This is a genomic window from Nocardioides sp. WS12 (assembly GCF_014108865.1).
Lineage (GTDB): Bacteria > Actinomycetota > Actinomycetes > Propionibacteriales > Nocardioidaceae > Nocardioides.
This window is the reverse complement of record NZ_CP053928.1, coordinates 520,586-537,096: the sequence shown is the minus strand read 5'-3', so window position 1 is coordinate 537,096 and position 16,511 is coordinate 520,586. Positions and strand designations below refer to the sequence as shown.

Annotated in this window: 16 protein-coding genes; 8 read left to right on the top strand and 8 right to left on the bottom strand. The window is 67.7% G+C overall.

Annotated features, from left to right (window positions below; all coding sequences use genetic code 11):
• Nucleotides 1-115 precede the first annotated feature (115 nt).
• The 6 genes from rsmG to rpmH form a co-directional block, all read right to left on the bottom strand.
• Nucleotides 116-853 (bottom strand): 16S rRNA (guanine(527)-N(7))-methyltransferase RsmG, encoded by a 738-nt coding sequence (rsmG, locus tag HRC28_RS02450; RefSeq protein WP_182378616.1) that lies wholly within the window; start codon nt 851-853, stop codon nt 116-118.
• Nucleotides 854-948: 95 nt separating this feature from the next.
• The gene (locus HRC28_RS02445; protein ID WP_182378615.1) at nt 949-1,533 is read right to left on the bottom strand and encodes a R3H domain-containing nucleic acid-binding protein; all 585 of its coding nucleotides are present in this window, start codon (nt 1,531-1,533) and stop codon (nt 949-951) included.
• Nucleotides 1,530-2,579: a membrane protein insertase YidC gene (gene yidC, locus HRC28_RS02440; protein WP_182378614.1), complete on the bottom strand. Its 1,050-nt coding sequence runs from the start codon at nt 2,577-2,579 to the stop codon at nt 1,530-1,532. The genes HRC28_RS02445 and yidC overlap by 4 nt, the downstream gene beginning before the upstream one ends.
• Nucleotides 2,580-2,582: 3 nt before the next feature.
• Complete coding sequence (gene yidD / locus HRC28_RS02435) at nt 2,583-2,861, bottom strand: membrane protein insertion efficiency factor YidD (RefSeq protein WP_182378613.1); 279 nt, start codon at nt 2,859-2,861, stop codon at nt 2,583-2,585.
• Nucleotides 2,858-3,247: a ribonuclease P protein component gene (gene rnpA, locus HRC28_RS02430; RefSeq protein ID WP_182380413.1), complete on the bottom strand. Its 390-nt coding sequence runs from the start codon at nt 3,245-3,247 to the stop codon at nt 2,858-2,860. The genes yidD and rnpA overlap by 4 nt, the downstream gene beginning before the upstream one ends.
• Nucleotides 3,248-3,289: 42 nt before the next feature.
• Nucleotides 3,290-3,427 carry a 50S ribosomal protein L34 gene (rpmH, locus tag HRC28_RS02425; RefSeq protein ID WP_082573308.1) on the bottom strand — a complete coding sequence of 46 codons (138 nt, stop codon included), beginning with the start codon at nt 3,425-3,427 and terminating at the stop codon, nt 3,290-3,292.
• A gap of 560 nt (nt 3,428-3,987) precedes the next feature.
• Between rpmH and dnaA the strand changes: the two genes are divergently transcribed.
• From dnaA to gnd, 3 genes are all read left to right on the top strand, one after another.
• Nucleotides 3,988-5,577 carry a chromosomal replication initiator protein DnaA gene (gene dnaA, locus HRC28_RS02420; RefSeq protein WP_182378612.1) on the top strand — a complete coding sequence of 530 codons (1,590 nt, stop codon included), beginning with the start codon at nt 3,988-3,990 and terminating at the stop codon, nt 5,575-5,577.
• Between the two features lie 468 nt (nt 5,578-6,045).
• Entirely contained in the window at nt 6,046-7,191 is a 1,146-nt protein-coding gene (gene dnaN / locus HRC28_RS02415) for a DNA polymerase III subunit beta (protein ID WP_182378610.1), read from the top strand.
• A 42-nt stretch (nt 7,192-7,233) separates the two neighbouring features.
• Entirely contained in the window at nt 7,234-8,115 is an 882-nt protein-coding gene (gene gnd / locus HRC28_RS02410; protein WP_182378608.1) for a phosphogluconate dehydrogenase (NAD(+)-dependent, decarboxylating), read from the top strand.
• A 10-nt stretch (nt 8,116-8,125) separates the two neighbouring features.
• Here gnd and HRC28_RS02405 read toward each other — a convergent pair whose 3' ends face one another.
• Nucleotides 8,126-8,566: a DUF2752 domain-containing protein gene (locus HRC28_RS02405; RefSeq protein WP_182378606.1), complete on the bottom strand. Its 441-nt coding sequence runs from the start codon at nt 8,564-8,566 to the stop codon at nt 8,126-8,128.
• Between the two features lie 22 nt (nt 8,567-8,588).
• Nucleotides 8,589-9,020, bottom strand: a complete 432-nt coding sequence (locus HRC28_RS02400) for an NINE protein (protein ID WP_182378604.1) — start codon at nt 9,018-9,020, stop codon at nt 8,589-8,591.
• Between the two features lie 114 nt (nt 9,021-9,134).
• Here HRC28_RS02400 and recF point away from each other — a divergent pair, with 114 nt between their 5' ends.
• From recF to HRC28_RS02375, 5 genes are all read left to right on the top strand, one after another.
• Entirely contained in the window at nt 9,135-10,271 is a 1,137-nt protein-coding gene (gene recF / locus HRC28_RS02395; RefSeq protein WP_182378603.1) for a DNA replication/repair protein RecF, read from the top strand.
• Nucleotides 10,264-10,881: a DciA family protein gene (locus tag HRC28_RS02390; RefSeq protein WP_182378602.1), complete on the top strand. Its 618-nt coding sequence runs from the start codon at nt 10,264-10,266 to the stop codon at nt 10,879-10,881. Before recF ends, HRC28_RS02390 begins: the two co-directional genes overlap by 8 nt.
• A 272-nt stretch (nt 10,882-11,153) precedes the next feature.
• The gene (locus HRC28_RS02385; protein WP_237111667.1) at nt 11,154-13,244 is read left to right on the top strand and encodes a DNA gyrase subunit B; all 2,091 of its coding nucleotides are present in this window, start codon (nt 11,154-11,156) and stop codon (nt 13,242-13,244) included.
• Between the two features lie 94 nt (nt 13,245-13,338).
• A complete protein-coding gene (gyrA, locus tag HRC28_RS02380) occupies nt 13,339-15,981 on the top strand; it encodes a DNA gyrase subunit A (RefSeq protein ID WP_182378601.1) in 2,643 nt (880 codons plus the stop codon).
• Nucleotides 15,981-16,481, top strand: coding sequence for a DUF3566 domain-containing protein (locus HRC28_RS02375; protein WP_182378600.1), 501 nt, complete (start codon nt 15,981-15,983; stop codon nt 16,479-16,481). Before gyrA ends, HRC28_RS02375 begins: the two co-directional genes overlap by 1 nt.
• The last annotated feature ends 30 nt before the right edge of the window (nt 16,482-16,511 follow it).

Here is a 16,511-nt window from a genome sequence, read left to right as displayed (position 1 = left end):
CCCGAGACCTCGTCCGCAACGGCTACCTGTGGATAACCAGGGCCAGTCTGTGGATGGGCACGCTCAGGACCGGTACTCCCATCGGTGGAAAACCCTTCGGGGGTGAACTGGTCGCTCACGACTTCCTCCTCTTGGAACGTGACGTACCGGGACGTGATTCGCGAGAACCACGGGTGCCACGAGCGGGCAACGATACGCGGGTCGGGTCGGCCCAGGTGACCCGGACGACCTGAATCGGATCGACACCTTCGACGGCAGCGAACTCCGCGCCGAGGGTATCGATGGTGGGGGGAGCGCACTGCAGCTTCGACAGGGTGGAACCGGCTGAGGCGACCTCGTCGGCAGCAGAGCTGCCCTTCATGGCCACGAGCGCTCCGTGCGGTGCAACGAGCGGCATGCTCCAGCCGAGCAGCCGTTCCAGGGGAGCCACTGCGCGGGACGTGACGACGTCGTAGGTGGCCTTGCCGTGCAGTGCGTCCGCGCGGCCACGCACGACGGTGACGTGGGACAGGCCCAGTTCCGCCACGACCTCCTCCAGGAACGTCGTACGACGCAGCAGGGGCTCCACCAAGGTGATGGTGAGGTCGGGGCGGGCGATGGCCACCACGAGGCCGGGCAGGCCGGCTCCGGAGCCGATGTCGGCCACGGTGGCGCCCTGGGGCAGGGCGGGCGACAGCAGCGCGCAGTTGATCATGTGCCGGTCCCACAGGCGGGGAGCTTCCCGCGGGCCGATCAGGCCGCGGATCACTCCCGCGGTGGCCAGCAGTTCGGCGTACCGGATCGCCAGCGGCAACCGGTCGGCAGGGAAGACGTCGGCGGCAACCGCCGGGACAGGTCCGGGAGAAGACCGCACCCCCGGGCCTGCCGGATCCTGCGGATCCGGAGACACCGGGGGTGTGGTGGAGTCGTCTTGTTTCACGTGAAACGTCGACCGGTGGTCCGGGACGCTCAGGCGTCCGCGGGCAGTACGACGACGTAGCGACGCGGCTCGACGCCAGCGGACTCCGACCGGAGACCGGCGGCCGCAACGGCGTCGTGGACGATCTTGCGCTCGAACGGCGACATCGGGTCCAGGGAGACGGGCTCACCGGACGCGATGACCTCGGCTGCCTTCTCCTCACCGAGCTTCGTCAGGCGGGTGCGCTTGTCGGCCCGGAAGCCGGAGATGTCGAGCATCAGGCGCGACCGCTCGCCGGTCTCGCGGTAGACCGCGAGACGGGTGAGCTCCTGGAGGGCTTCGAGCACCTTGCCGTCGGAACCGACGAGCTGCGAGAGCTCGGCTCCCACGATCGACACGGCGGCCCGGTCGGCCTCCACGTCGATGTCCAGGTCGCCATCGAGGTCGGCGATGTCGAGCAGTTCCTCGAGGTAGTCGGCGGCGATGTCGCCTTCCTGCTCGAGGCGGGCAATACGGTCGGCCTCGGTCTTCGGGGCGGCAGGCGCCTCGTCGGTGTCCGCGGCGTCGGTGTCGACGGCGTCCGTCTCCACGACCTCGTTCTCGGTCGCGGCCTCGGTCTCGATGTCGGCGCTCATCTGGGGTCTCCCTCGTTCGTGGTGGGGTCCTGCTTGTTCGGGGCGCTGTTACTGGCGCCACCGGAGGTCTTCTTGCGCTGCGCCTTGGTCTGGCGCTTGGGCTGCTGGCGTACGGCGGCAGCAGCGGCACGCTTGGCTTCGATGGCCGCGGCCTCAGCAGCCGCCGCCTCTGCCTCCAGGTCCACCTTGCCGTGCTTGATCGCCTTGGCGCGGTCGCGGTCCTTCTTGGCCTGCTCGGCCGGCGTACCGGGAGCGGGGTTGTTGCGGATGACGTAGAACTGCTGGCTCATCGTCCACAGGTTCGAGGTGGTCCAGTAGAGGAGTACGCCGATCGGGAACGCCACGCCACCGAGGCCGAAGGCCACGGGGAGGATGTAGAGGAGCATCTTCTGCTGCTGCGCGTACGGGCCGCTCATCGCCTCGGCAGGCATGTTCTTGGCCATCAGCTGACGCTGCGTGAAGAAGGTGGTGGCCGTCATAGCGAGCACCAGGACGAGCGCGACGATCATGACCGCGGTCTGCGGCTCCGGGCCCCAGGTGCGCGATCCCCAGAAGGAGTCGGCGAGCGGGATCTTGCCGAAGACCTCGGACTGGCCGAACTGCTTGGCGCGGTCCGCGTCGAGGAAGCCGTGGGCCTTGTTCTTCTTGGCGGCCTGGTCGAGCAGGCGGAACAGGGCGAAGAAGATCGGCATCTGCAGCAGGATCGGCAGGCAGGACGCGAACGGGTTGGTCCCGGCGTCCTTGTAGAGCTTCATCGTCTCTTCGGCCAGCTTCTGCCGGTCGTGGCCGTACTTCTTCTGCAGTTCCTTGACCTTGGGCTGCAGCAGCTGCATGTTGCGGCTGGACTTGATCTGCTTCACGAACAGCGGGATGAGCGCTGCCCGGATCACGAGCGTCAGGCCGATGATCGACAGTGCCCACGACAGACCACCAGCGGGATCCAGACCCAGCAGGCTGAACAACTCGTGCCAGCCGATGAGCACCGCGGAGATGATGTAGTAGAGCGGCACCATGATGAAGTGGCCGATGTCGCCGAAGATGCCCACGGATCAGGCTCCTTGCTGGGTGTGAGGTCCGCCGGCGGACGCCGTACGGAGATCGGGAGAGCGCGGAGTGCGCTCAGGGACGTGGTCAACGCCCCCGGGAGACCAGGGGTGGCACCGCAGCAGCCGTCGTACGGCCAGCCAGGTGCCCTTGAAAGCTCCGTGAATCTGCAGCGCCTGGACGGCGTACGCCGAACAGGAGGGGTAGTAGCGGCAGGTGGGACCCAGCAGCGGGCTGATCAGGAGTTGATAGCCGCGCACCAGACCGATCAGCAGCCACTTCATCCCGCCTCCCCGGCGATGGCACCGGACCGGACCACGCGTTGGAGACAACGGTCGAGGTCCGCCACCAGTTCCGGGTACGACGCCGTGGCCGCCGGCGTCTGGGCCCGCACCACGAGCAGTGAGCCCGCGGGGAGCGTTGCCATCCGGTCGCGCATGGCGTGCCGCAACCGGCGCTTGACCTGATTGCGGACGACGGCGGTACCGACCGCCTTGCTCACGACGAACCCGACACGAGGCGCGGATCCGATGGTGGACATGCCAACAACCTGCGTGCCCTCAGGGGACAGCAGGTGGGTGACGACGGAGCGGCTTCCGGCGCGACGGCCGCGACGGCTCGCCGCCCGAAAACCTTCGGGGTCAGTGAGCCGGGAACCGGCGGTGAGCACGGTCAGCCCCACGGAATGCGCTGGGCGGACACGAGTCCGTCCTCAGACGGACAGGCTCTGACGGCCCTTTCGGCGACGGTTCGCCAGAATCGAGCGACCCGCGCGGGTCCGCATACGAAGGCGGAAGCCGTGGACCTTGTGCCGGCGGCGGTTGTTCGGCTGGTACGTGCGCTTGCTCACGATGACCTCTCAGGGTGCAAATGACGGGAAGGGTCTGCCCGGCAGCCTGGAAGCAGCTCCGGTCAGGAGCCGCAAGACGTGTCGGCCGGCACCGCGCAGCCACGAGGCGGTAAGGGCCTCGTGGACATGCGGCACCGGTCGACTCCGGTTGACCAATCAACGGTACGCGCAGGCCCAATCTGGGGTCAAACCGACGGCACCCCCCGACTCTTTGCACAGATGAAGGTGAAAACCTGTGGATAGCGGGTTGATCCCCGGGGTGATCGGCTACTAAGTTCGACTGATCCGGGTTTCCCCGCCGGACCTCGAAGCAGCCAGTCGACACCGTGACCCGCAGCACCATCGCCCTCCACTACAGGGCGCTGACCTGCGCAAACAGTGATCGAGGCGGCAAATCGAGGCGGCCTCGGTTTCGCATCCCGCGCCAGTGATGCAAATGTTCACAACCTGTGGACAAACTTGTGGAGCCAGCCTGTTTCTCCGGACGGAAAATCGGCCGGCACCACCCGAAGGCCGCCCATCGGCGGACCGGACCAGACGAACAGCGAGAGGTGTGAGGCGTGACCGGCAACCCCGATCAGCCCCAGAACGATGCCAACCAGGACTCGGCCCAGGACTCGGCAACGGCCCGTCTCAGCGTCGAGTGGTCCGCTGTCGTCGGTGAACTCCAGGCCCATCAGCGTGCCTGGCTCCAGGCCAGCCGACCCGTCACGCTCCACGGCACCACCGCGATCGTGGCCGTTCCGGACGACTTCACGCGCAAGCGCCTCGAGGGTCGCCTGCGCAGCCAGCTCGAGGACGCCCTGACCGAACGGTTCGGCCAGGAGGTCCAGTTGGCGGTGACCGTGGACAGCACGCTGCGCCATGACGTCCCCTTCGAAGGTGGCCCGGCGCCGTACGACCAGGGCCCCGGCTACGACCAACCCCGCCAGTCGGGACAGCCCGGTCAGCCGGCGCTCGAGCAGCAGGTCGACTTGTCGACAAAGCCACAAACCGATTCGTCGACGTTCGACGCTGCAGCCGTCGTCGCCACTCCCGGGTACGACGCCGCGTTCACCCCGCCGGACCTGAACGCCGCCAACGCCGCCGGTCCCTCGGCCACCGGCTCCGGCGAGACGCGCCTGAACCCGAAGTACACCTTCGAGACCTTCGTCATCGGCTCGTCCAACCGCTTCCCCCATGCCGCGGCCGTCGCGGTCAGTGAAGCACCGGGCAAGAGCTACAACCCACTGCTGATCTACGGAGAGTCCGGCCTCGGCAAGACCCACCTGTTGCACGCGATCGGGCACTACGTCCGCACGATCTACGCCGGGTCCAAGGTGCGCTACGTCTCCAGCGAGGAGTTCACCAACGAGTTCATCAACGCGATTCGCGACGACCGCCAGGACCGGTTCAAGCGGAAGTACCGCGAAGTCGACGTCCTCCTCATCGACGACATCCAGTTCCTGGCGGGCAAGACCCAGACCCAGGAAGAGTTCTTCCACACCTTCAACACGCTCCACAACGCGAACAAGCAGATCGTGCTGACCTCCGACCGGCCGCCGAAGCTGCTCGAGGCGCTGGAGGACCGGCTGCGCAACCGCTTCGAGTGGGGCCTCATCACCGACGTCCAGGCCCCCGACCTCGAGACCCGGATCGCGATCCTTCGCAAGAAGGCCGCCATGGACCGCCTCACGGCGCCCTCCGACGTCCTCGAGTTCATCGCCAGCAAGATCCAGACCAACATCCGTGAGCTCGAGGGAGCCCTCATCCGGGTCACCGCCTTCGCGAACCTCAACCGCCAGGACGTCGACATGACGCTGGCCGAGATCGTGCTCAAGGACCTGATCCCCGACGGTGGCGAGCCGGAGATCACCGCGCCGCTCATCATCGCCCAGACCGCGGCGTACTTCGGGCTCTCCATCGAGGAGCTCACCGGACCCAGCCGCGGCCGGCACCTGGTGATGGCCCGTCAGATCGCCATGTACCTGTGTCGTGAGCTGACCGGACTGTCGCTGCCGAAGATCGGTGCGCAGTTCGGCAACCGTGACCACACGACCGTGATGTACGCCGAACGGAAGATCAACCAGCTCCTCGGCGAGCGTCGTGCGGTCTTCAACCAGGTCAGCGAACTGACCAACCGCGTGAAGATGCAAGCGCGCCAGGGTTGATCTCAAGAATCTTTTGGTGATTCCAGCCTGTGGAGAAACCACCCCGAATGGTGCGAACTACACGGGGAGGATTCCGTGGAACCACCTGGCGTTCGTCGTACGACCGGAGCTTCCTGCACAGGGTCACCCCGTTCGTACCGATTTCATCCACAACCTTCATCCACCGGTCATCTGGCACCTGACCTGCGGAAACAACGGTCATCCACAGTTTCCACCGCACCTATGACTACTCCCTCTTGAACTCCAACACTTCGAAGCGCAGCACCTCTCCGGGCCCTTTCCCTGTGCACTCAGCGGACCGGGACAGATCCCGGAGAGGCTTCGACGAGGTTCTGGGTGCAGGTCTTGGGAATGACATGGCAGGATGCAACCCCACACGGGCACGAACTCCAGATCTGTCATTCACCGACAGGCGCACCGCAGCGAGTTGGGCCCGGCTCCTTCGAACTAGTGATGAGGTACGACGCCGTGAAGTTCCGTGTCGACCGTGACGTCCTCGCCGACGCCGTGGCCTGGGCTGCTCGCAGCCTTCCGGTGCGCCCCAGTGCCCCCGTCCTTGCCGGCCTGCTGATCGAGGCCAGCGACGAGGGCCTGATCCTCTCGACGTTCGACTACGAGACGTCGGCTCGCGCCACGCTCAACGCCGAGGTCAGCGACGAGGGCAAGGCCCTGGTCAGCGGCCGTCTGCTCGCCGACATCTGCCGCAGCCTCCCGAACAAGCCGGTCGACATCACCCTCGACGGCACCCGGGTCTCGCTGACCTGCGGTTCCTCGCGCTTCTCGCTGCAGACCATGCCCGTCGAGGACTACCCCTCGATCCCGGACATGCCGACCGCCACGGGCACGGTCCCGAGCGAGGCGTTCGCCCACGCCGTTGCCCAGGCCGTCACTGCTGCAGGCCGCGACGACATGCTGCCCGTCCTCACCGGCGTCCGGGTCGAGATCGAGGGCGACACGATTGCCCTCCTCGCCACCGACCGGTTCCGGCTCTCGCAGCGTGAGCTGACCTGGAACCCCGGTACCCCCGACGTCACGATGGCCGCCCTGGTCCCCGCGAAGGTCCTCGGCGACACCGCGAAGTCCCTGACCGCCGGTCCCGAGGTCACCATTGCGCTCTCCGCGTCGGGTGCCGGCGACGGCATCATCGGCTTCGAGGGCACCGGTCCCGGCGGCGTCCGTCGTACGACGACCCGACTGCTCGACGGCGAGTTCCCCAAGGTGCGGGCACTTTTCCCGAGCGAGAAGCTGACCGTCGCGCGCATCGACCGGGCCGAGCTGATCGAGTCGGTCAAGCGCGTCTCGCTCGTCGCCGACCGCAACACCGCCGTCCAGCTGAGCTTCCGTGACGGTGCGCTGGTGCTCGACGCTGGCTCGGGCGATGACGCCCAGGCCTCGGAGTCGGTGCCCGCGGACATCGACGGCGAGGACCTGGTCACCGGGTTCAACCCGGCGTTCCTGCTCGACGGACTCGGCGCCATCGATGAGCCGATCGTGGAGCTCGCGTTCACTCAGGCCTCCAAGCCCGTCGTGATCAGCGGCACCGGCGAGGCCGGCGCTCCCACCGAGGGCGGCTCGTTCCGCTACCTGTTGATGCCGCGTCGCCTGCTCAGCTAGCCACGCCCCGTAACGACTCGCGCTGCCACCTGGAGGAGAGCCATGGACATCGGACTGGTCGGACTCGGCAAGATGGGTGGCAACATGCGCACCCGGTTGCGCAACGCGGGGCACACGGTCGTCGGTTACGACCGCAACCCCGACCTCGCCGACGTGGAGAGCCTGGCCGCGCTGGTCGAGGCGCTCCCCTCCCCCAAGGTCGTCTGGGTGATGGTCCCGGCCGGGGACCCGACGCGTTCGACGATCACCGAACTCAAGGCACTGCTGAGCGCCGGTGACGTGGTCGTCGACGGCGGCAACTCCAAGTACACCGACGACGCCATCAACGCCGCTTCCCTTGCCGAGAACGGCATCGGCTTCGTCGACTGCGGTACCTCCGGCGGTGTCTGGGGCCTGCAGAACGGCTACGCCCTGATGTACGGCGGATCGGTCGAGGACGCCGCGAAGGTAATGCCCGCGTTCGAGGCGCTCAAGCCGGCCGACACCGAGGACGGCCTGGTCCACTGCGGCCCGACGCCGGGTGCCGGCCACTTCGCCAAAATGGTTCACAACGGCATCGAGTACGCGATGATGCAGGCCTACGCCGAGGGTTGGGAACTGCTCGACAAGGTCGACATCGTCGAGAACGTGCCGGAGATCTTCGCCTCCTGGCGCACCGGCACCGTCGTCCGGTCCTGGCTGCTCGACCTGCTCGTCGAGGGGCTCCGTGCCGACGAGCACCTCGACGGGATCCGCGGGTACGCCGACGACTCGGGCGAGGGCCGCTGGACGGTCGAGGCCGCGATCGAGAACGCCGTACCGATGCCCGCGATCTCCGCGTCGTTGTTCGCGCGGTTCGTGTCACGGCAGCCGGAGGACCACGCCATGAAGGCGATCTCGGCGATGCGGGCCGGCTTCGGCGGACATCCGATCCAGAAGGCCTGACGCAGAACCGTCAGATGGCCAGGGCGAGGCGGATCAGCCCGTAGCCCAGCCAGATCGCACCCACGCCAATGGCGAGCGGGTGCCGCAGCATCTTGTCGAGTGAGGGCGGCGACAGTCGCCGTGCCCGTCGTACGACGACCAGGACCACGAACGTCATGACGGCCGCGAGCGCGACCAGGCCGAACGGGTTTGCGGAGAAGGACTCCTGCCACCAGCCGTGGGCGCCGTAGACCCACGAACGGGTGAGGCCGCAACCGGGACAGGGCAGTCCGGTGAGGGCGCGGAACGGGCAGAGGACCGGTCCGTCCTCGATGTGATCGGGCGACAGCAGGAAGGCCGCACCGATGGCAGCGACCCCACCCGCCGCGACGACGTCCGCGCTCGAGAGGCGGATGTGTCGGAGGAGGCTCCTGGTGGGGAGTTCCTCAGTGGCGGGCGGGGTCGTGGTCACGCGTGGGTTGCTGGGGTCAGGCTCAGCGGAAGGGGCGGCCGTCGGCGTCGTGCTGCTTGCGCAGCGCGAACATGATCAGGTCGTAGATCGCCCAGATGCCGCAGCCACCGCAGGTGAACAGCTTGCCGAGGCCGAGACCGGTCTGGCCGAGGTAGAAGCGGTCCACGCCGAAGCTGCCGAGCAGCCAGGAGAGCAGGACAACGGTCAGCCACTCCTTCTCGGAGTACAGGCCGGGGACGTCCTTGGCCGCGATGTACTGCTGGCTGTCGGCCGAACGGACCGGGGCGTCTGCCTTGATCTGGCCGGAAACGGCCATCTGGGCAAGCGTGTTGAAGTCGATCGGGCCCTGCTCCTGGCCGAGGACGTTCACGAAGTACGGGCCGCCGGAGGGGATCGGCGCGGGGGCGCCGTAGCCGTAGTTGCCCGGGGGCGGGTTCTGGGGAGGTTGCGTCATGGGTGTCAGCCTAGGTCCCACAGGCCCTCTTCAAACATCTTGCCCCGGAGGATGTCCTTTGAGGCAATGTCGAGGTGGCGTCCAGTTGTCGTCGGGGAGGGGGATGATGGGCCCGTGCACGTCTCGCATCTGACCCTCCACGACTTCCGGTCGTACGCCGACGTGGACGTCGCGCTCGAAGCGGGAGTCACTGCCTTCGTGGGCCGCAACGGTCAGGGAAAGACGAATCTGGTCGAGGCGATCGACTACCTGTCGCGGCTCTCGTCGCACCGGGTCGCGACCGATGCACCGTTGATCCGGGCCGGGACCGACCAGGCCGTGATCCGCGCGGCGGTCGTCCGCGAAGGCCGCACCGCGATCCTCGAGGTGGAGCTCAACCCGGGCCGAGCCAACCGCGCCCGCATCAACCGCTCCCCCCTCTCCCGGGCCCGCGACCTCGCGGGGATCGTGCGCACCGTCGTGTTCAGCCCCGAGGACCTCGCCCTCGTGAAGGGCGACCCGAGCCAGCGCCGCCGGTTCCTCGACGACCTGATCGTGCTCCGCACCCCGCGGATGGCCGGCGTCCTGTCCGACTACGAACGCGTCCTGCGCCAACGCAACACCCTCCTGAAGACGATGTACGCCGCCCGCGGCTCGTCGCGCGAGAGCGCACTCGCGACGTTGGCGGTGTGGGACGACCACCTCGTCGCCACCGGCACCGAACTGCTCCGGGCTCGTCAGGCGCTCGCGACCGACCTGGCGCCGTACCTCGGCAAGGCGTACGAGGCGGTGGCGCGCGGGGCTTCGCGTGATGACGCACGCCTGGAGTACCAGCCGAGTGTGCCGGCCCCGGCCGACGGTGAGGAGCTCACCGACAGCTTCCGCGCCGAGCTCGGGCGCCGCCAGCACGACGAGATCGGCCGCGGTGTCACCCTCGTGGGTCCCCACCGCGACGACATCCTGCTGACCCTCGGCCCGGGTGACGAGCAGCGGTTGCCGGTGCGGGGCTACGCCAGTCACGGCGAATCCTGGTCGTTCGCGCTCGCGCTGCGGCTGGCGTCGTACGACTTGCTGAGGGCTGATGGCGACGACCCGATCCTGGTGCTCGACGACGTGTTCGCCGAGCTCGACTCCGAACGTCGTACGCAACTGGCCGAGCTCGTCGCCGGCGCTGAGCAGGTGCTCGTGACCGCGGCGGTGGCGGCCGACGTCCCTCCGCAGTTGCGGGGCGTCACCTTCCAGGTGGCCGGCGGTGAGGTGACCCGTGACTGAGCCGCCGATCGAGCCCGACGACACCACGGAGCCCGACGAGTTGGATGCCGTCGAGCCCGAACCAGAGCACCACGCGGACGGCCTGGACCTCGCCCGTGCGCAGACCCTCGGCACCGCCGGGTCGAGTACGACGCCCGCCAAACGCCGTGGCGGCCGCTTCTCCGACACCACGATGTCGGCGAATGGCACCTTCCGGCCCGGTTCGCGGGGGCGTCGCGGCGACCCGCAGTACAGCAGCGCGCATCCCGACGGCCGGGACCCGCAGGGCCTGACCGGTGAGATCGGCAAACTGATCAAGGACCGCGGCTGGGCCCTGGATCTGCAGGTGCGCGGGGTGTTCGGTCGCTGGACGGAGATCGTCGGCGACGAGATCGGCGCCCACTCCACCCCCGAGTCGCTGGTCGATGGCGTGCTCATCGTGCGCACCGAATCGACGGCCTGGGCGACCCAGCTCAAGCTGCTCGCCACCACCATTGTCCGGCGCCTCAACGAGGAGCTCGGGACCGGCACGGTCACGGTCGTGGAGGTCCTCGGCCCCCTCGCGCCGACCTGGAAGCACGGTAAGCGCGGGGTCCGCGACGGGCGCGGTCCGCGCGACACGTACGGCTGATCCAGCAGCGGCGGATCTGCGGCCCGAACAGCCCTCTCGACCGTACGGGGACACATCAGACCCCCTCGCAGGCCCTCCAAACCGGCGTTATGAGCCGCTCAGGGCCCGATTTCCACAAGGATCCCCCCATCCCGAGGGCTTAGAACGTGTTCTGAGGCCCTCAGCAGGCTAGAATGGCCACCTGGCCGGGAACGCGTCACCTGTGCGCACGACTCGGCCTTCGCCATGCCTCCGGCATGGCGATGTTGAGGTCCAGTCAGAAGAGGTCCTGCGTGTCCAACGACAACCAGCCCGTGTCCGCGGTTCCCGCCGATGAGGTCGAGTACGACGCGTCGGCGATCCAGGTGCTGGAGGGCCTCGAAGCCGTCCGCAAGCGCCCGGGCATGTACATCGGTTCCACCGGTGAGCGCGGCCTGCACCACCTGATCTGGGAGATCGTGGACAACGCGGTCGACGAGGCGCTGGCTGGCTACTGCGACACGATCAACATCACGTTGAACCCGAACGGTTCGATCAGCGTGATCGACAACGGCCGCGGCATCCCGACCGACACCGCACCCGGGCAGGAGTTGCCGGCTGCGACGCTGGCGCTGACGGTCCTGCACGCCGGTGGCAAGTTCGGTGGCGGCGGCTACAAGGTCTCCGGCGGTCTGCACGGCGTCGGCTCGTCGGTCGTCAACGCGCTCTCGACGCACCTGCACCTGGAGGTGAAGAACCGCGGCTTCCTCTGGGAGCAGGAGTTCTCCCTCGGTGTCCCGGACTACCCCCTGCGCCAGGTCCGCCCCCTCGAGGACGGTGAGGGCACCGGCACGACCGTCACCTGGTGGGCCTCCCCCGACATCTTCGAGACGACCGACTACAGCCTCGAGACGATCTCGACCCGCTTCCGCGAGATGGCCTTCCTCAACAAGGGCCTGAAGATCGTGCTGGTCGACGCCCGCCCCAAGGCCGAGGAACTGGCCGACGCCGTCGAGGACGGCACCGTCGAGGTGGAGGGCGTCGCCGCTGCGGCGACCGAGATCCACGCGACCGAGGTCGACGGTCACAAGGCTCTGGAGCAGGTCTTCCAGTACGAACGCGGCCTGGCCGACTACGTCGACTTCCTCAACCGTCGCAAGCAGACGGTCGGCGCGATCATCGACTTCGACGCCGAGACCGCGGTCGACGCCAACAACCCGATGAGCCTCGAGCTCGCGATGCAGTGGCAGACGACGTCGTACAACGAGTCGGTCCACACCTTCGCCAACACGATCAACACCCCCGAGGGCGGCACCCACGAAGAGGGCTTCCGCGCTGCGCTCACCACGCTCATCAACAAGTGGGGTGAGGAGTGGGGCATGATCAAGAAGAAGGAAGATCGCCTCACCGGTGACGACATCCGCGAGGGCCTGACGGCGATCATCAGCCTCAAGATCTCCGAGCCGCAGTTCGAGGGCCAGACCAAGGCCAAGCTCGGCAACACCGAGGCCAAGGGCTTCGTGCAGTCGATCGTCAACGACCGGCTCGGTGCCTGGCTGGAGCAGAACCCCAGCGAGGGCAAGGACATCATCCGCAAGGCGCAGGCCGCCGCGACCGCCCGGATCGCGGCCCGCAAGGCGCGCGACCTGGCCCGCGGCCGCAAGGGTCTGCTGGGCGGCGGGAGCCTGCCGGGCAAGTTGTCCGACTGCCAGTCGACGAACCCCGAGGAGTGCGAGGTCTTCATCGTCGAGGGTGACTCCGCCGGTGGCTCGGCCCGCCAGGGGCGCGACCCGCGCATCCAGGCGATCCTCCCGATCCGCGGAAAGATCCTCAACGTCGAGAAGGCGCGCATCGACAAGGTGCTCGCCAACACCGAGGTGCTCTCGATCATCTCCGCGCTCGGCACGGGCATCCACGAAGAGTTCAACGAGGACAAGCTGCGCTACCACAAGGTCGTGCTGATGGCGGACGCCGACGTCGACGGCCACCACATCAACACCTTGTTGCTGACGCTGCTGTTCCGCTTCATGAAGCCGCTCATCGAGCACGGCTACGTCTACATGGCCCAGCCGCCGCTGTACCGGCTGCGCTGGAACAAGCCGGCCGAGCACGAGTTCGTCTACTCCGACCACGAGCGCGACACCTTGATGGCCGACGGCCTGAGCAAGGGCAAGAAGCTCCCCAAGGAGAACCCGGTCCAGCGCTACAAGGGTCTCGGTGAGATGAACGCCAAGGAACTGTGGGAGACCACGATGGACCCCGATCAGCGCCTGATGCTCCAGGTCACCCTGGACGACGCCGCGCAGGCCGACGAGATCTTCTCGATCCTGATGGGCGAGGACGTCGAGCAGCGGCGGTCCTTCATCCAGCGCAACGCCAAGGACGTCCGATTCCTCGATATCTAGGCATCTCGATACGCCCCTCGTTCCTCGGGGCTACTCGATGACCTTGTATTCCGGAATCTAGAACTTTCGCTAGACATAGCAAGAGAGATGAATCGTGACTGAGACTCCCACCCCCCTCGGCGGCCGGATCGAGCCGATCGAGCTGCAGACGTCCATGCAGCGCGCGTACATCGACTACGCGATGGCCGTCATCGTCGGCCGGGCCCTGCCCGACGTACGCGACGGCCTCAAGCCCGTGCACCGCCGCGTCCTCTATGCCATGTACGACGGCGGGTACCGCCCGGACCGCGGCTTCTCCAAGTGCTCGCGTGTCGTCGGTGACGTCATGGGCCAGTACCACCCGCACGGTGACACGGCGATCTACGACACCCTCGTCCGACTCGCCCAGCCGTGGGTGATGCGCGCACCGCTGATCAACGGCCAGGGCAACTTCGGTTCGCCGGGCAACGACTCCGCCGCGGCCATGCGGTACACCGAGTGCCGGATGGCGCCGCTGGCGCTGGAGATGGTCCGCGACATCGAGAAGGAGACCGTCGACTTCCAGCCGAACTACGACGGTCGCTCCGAAGAGCCAAAGGTGCTGCCGGCGCGGTTCCCGAACCTGCTGGTCAACGGCTCGGCCGGCATCGCCGTCGGCATGGCCACCAGCATCCCGCCGCACAACCTGCGTGAAGTCGCCGCGGGCGCCACCTGGGCGCTCGAGCACCCGGATGCCACCCGCGAGGAGCTCCAGGACGCGCTCATGGAGCGGATCAAGGGCCCGGACTTCCCCAACGGTGCGCTGATCGTCGGCACCACCGGCATCGAGCAGGCCTATCGCACCGGTCGCGGCTCGATCACCCAGCGCGCGGTGATCGAGGTCGACGAGGACAACAAGGGCCGGACCTGTCTGGTCATCACCGAACTGCCCTACATGGTCAACCCGGACAACCTGGCGTTGAAGATCGCCGAGCTCGCCGACTCCGGCAAGGTCCAGGGCATCAGCGACGTCCGCGACGACACCTCGGACCGCACCGGCCAGCGCCTGGTGATCGTGCTCCGCCGCGATGCCGTTGCCCGCGTGGTCCTGAACAACCTGCTCAAGCACACCGAGCTGCAGACCAACTTCAGCGCCAACATGCTCGCGCTGGTCGACGGGGTGCCGCGCACCCTGACGATCGACCAGTTCATCAGCAACTGGGTGACCCACCAGATCGAGGTCATCCGTCGTCGTACCGAATACCTGCTGCGCGCGGCCGAGGAACGGGCCCACATCCTGCGCGGCCTGGTCAAGGCCCTCGACATGCTTGATGAGGTGATCGCGCTCATCCGTCGCTCGCCCGACGTGGCCGAGGCGAACACCGGACTGCAGGCCCTGCTGGACGTCGACGAACTCCAGGCCACCGCGATCCTTGGCATGCAGCTGCGCCAGCTCGCCGCCCTGCAGCGCCAGAAGATCATCGACGAGCTCGCCGAGATCGAGATCGAGATCGCCGACTACCGCGACATCCTCGCCAACGTCAGCCGCCAGCGGCAGATCGTGATCGACGAGCTCGGCGGCATCGTCGAGAAGTACGGCAACGACCGGCGTTCGCAGATCATCGCGGCCGATGGCGACCTGTCGATGGAGGACCTCATCCCCGACGAGGAACTCGTCGTCTCCATCACCCGCGGTGGCTACGCCAAGCGGACCCTGGCCAGCCAGTACCGCACCCAGAAGCGCGGCGGCAAGGGCGTTCGTGGCGCCTCGCTGCGCGGTGACGACGTCGTCGAGCACTTCATCTCGACCACCAATCACCACTGGCTGCTGTTCTTCACGACGGCCGGCCGGGTCTACCGCACCAAGGCCTACAACCTGCCCGAGGCCTCACGTGATGCCAAGGGTGGTCACGTCGCCGGACTGCTGTCGTTCCAGCCGGACGAGTCGATCGCCCAGGTGCTCGCGATCCGGGACTACGAACAGGCGCCGTACCTCGTCCTCGCGACGCGACGCGGCCTGGTCAAGAAGACCCGACTCGGCGACTACAACAGCCCGCGTCAGGCCGGCGTCATCGCGATCAACTTCCGCGAGGACGACGACGAGCTGATCGGTGCGGAGCTGGCCAACAGCGAGGACCACATCCTGCTGGTGTCCCGCAAGGGCCAGGCCATCCGCTTCCCCGCCGACGACTCGCAGCTGCGACCGATGGGCCGGGCCACCTCCGGTGTCACGGGCATGAAGTTCCGCAGCGGCGACGCACTGCTGTCGATGTCGGTCATTCGTGCGGCCGATGTGGCGCACGAGGAGGCCGCGGACAACGTCCAGTACGTCTTCACGATCACCGACGCCGGCAAGGCCAAGCGGACCCGGATCTCCGAGTACCGCCTCCAGTCCCGCGGCGGTCTCGGCATCAAGGCGATGACCCTCACCAACGAGGACCGCGGCTCCCTGGTCGGTGCGTTCATCGTCATCGACGGCGACGAGATCCTCTCGATCACGGCGACCGGCCAGGTCGTACGCAGCCCCATCAACGAGGACTTCCGGGTCACCGGTCGGACCACGCAGGGCGTCAACTTCGTCACCCCGAAGAAGGGCGACTCCGTTGCGGTCGTTGCCCGTTCGGTCGAGGCGAAGGAACTGGACGAGGAGGGCGCCGGCGAGGAAGTCGACGCCACCGTTGATGCCACCGCTGGCGCCATCGCTCCGGTGACGGAATCGCCCGATCAGGCTCCGGATGCCACAATCGAAGGATCCGAATCCGGAGAGAGTGAGAGCTGATGACCGAGCGCATCGATGACACGGCGAGCCGCACCGCCTTCGCGGCGGCGCCGGGCGCGGGTCAGTCGGCGCGCGCTCCCATGCCGCAGGCGGCTCCGGCCGCCGCGGCTGCGGCACGGGGTCGGGCGCCACGTCGCGCCCGACTGCGCCTGACCCGGATCGACCCGTGGTCGGTCATGAAGACGGCCTTCCTGCTGTCGATCGCGTTCGCCGTCGTCACCGTCGTCTCGGTGGCGATGGTGTGGCAGGTCCTCGGTGCCGCGGGTGTCTGGGACTCGATCAACTCCACGATCCAGGAGAGCATCGGCGGTGAGGACGTCGCTGGTTTCCGGATCGAGGACTACGTCGGCACCAGCCGCGTGCTCGGTTTCACGATGCTCGTGGCGGCCATTGACGTCGTACTCATCACCGCGACGGCGACGCTCACGGCGTTCCTCTACAACATGGCCGCAGCCCTTCTGGGCGGCATCGAGATCACCCTCGCCGAAGACCCGCACTGACCGAGACGCCCACCGTTTTGTTCGGTGATC

Coding starts and splice junctions, on each gene's coding strand:
- HRC28_RS02445 (WP_182378615.1), bottom strand. CDS start 1,533: ATGAGCGCCGACATCGAGACCGAGGCCGCGACCGAGAACGAGGTCGTG.
- gnd (WP_182378608.1), top strand. CDS start 7,234: ATGGACATCGGACTGGTCGGACTCGGCAAGATGGGTGGCAACATGCGC.
- HRC28_RS02400 (WP_182378604.1), bottom strand. CDS start 9,020: ATGACGCAACCTCCCCAGAACCCGCCCCCGGGCAACTACGGCTACGGC.
- HRC28_RS02375 (WP_182378600.1), top strand. CDS start 15,981: ATGACCGAGCGCATCGATGACACGGCGAGCCGCACCGCCTTCGCGGCG.
- yidD (WP_182378613.1), bottom strand. CDS start 2,861: ATGAAGTGGCTGCTGATCGGTCTGGTGCGCGGCTATCAACTCCTGATC.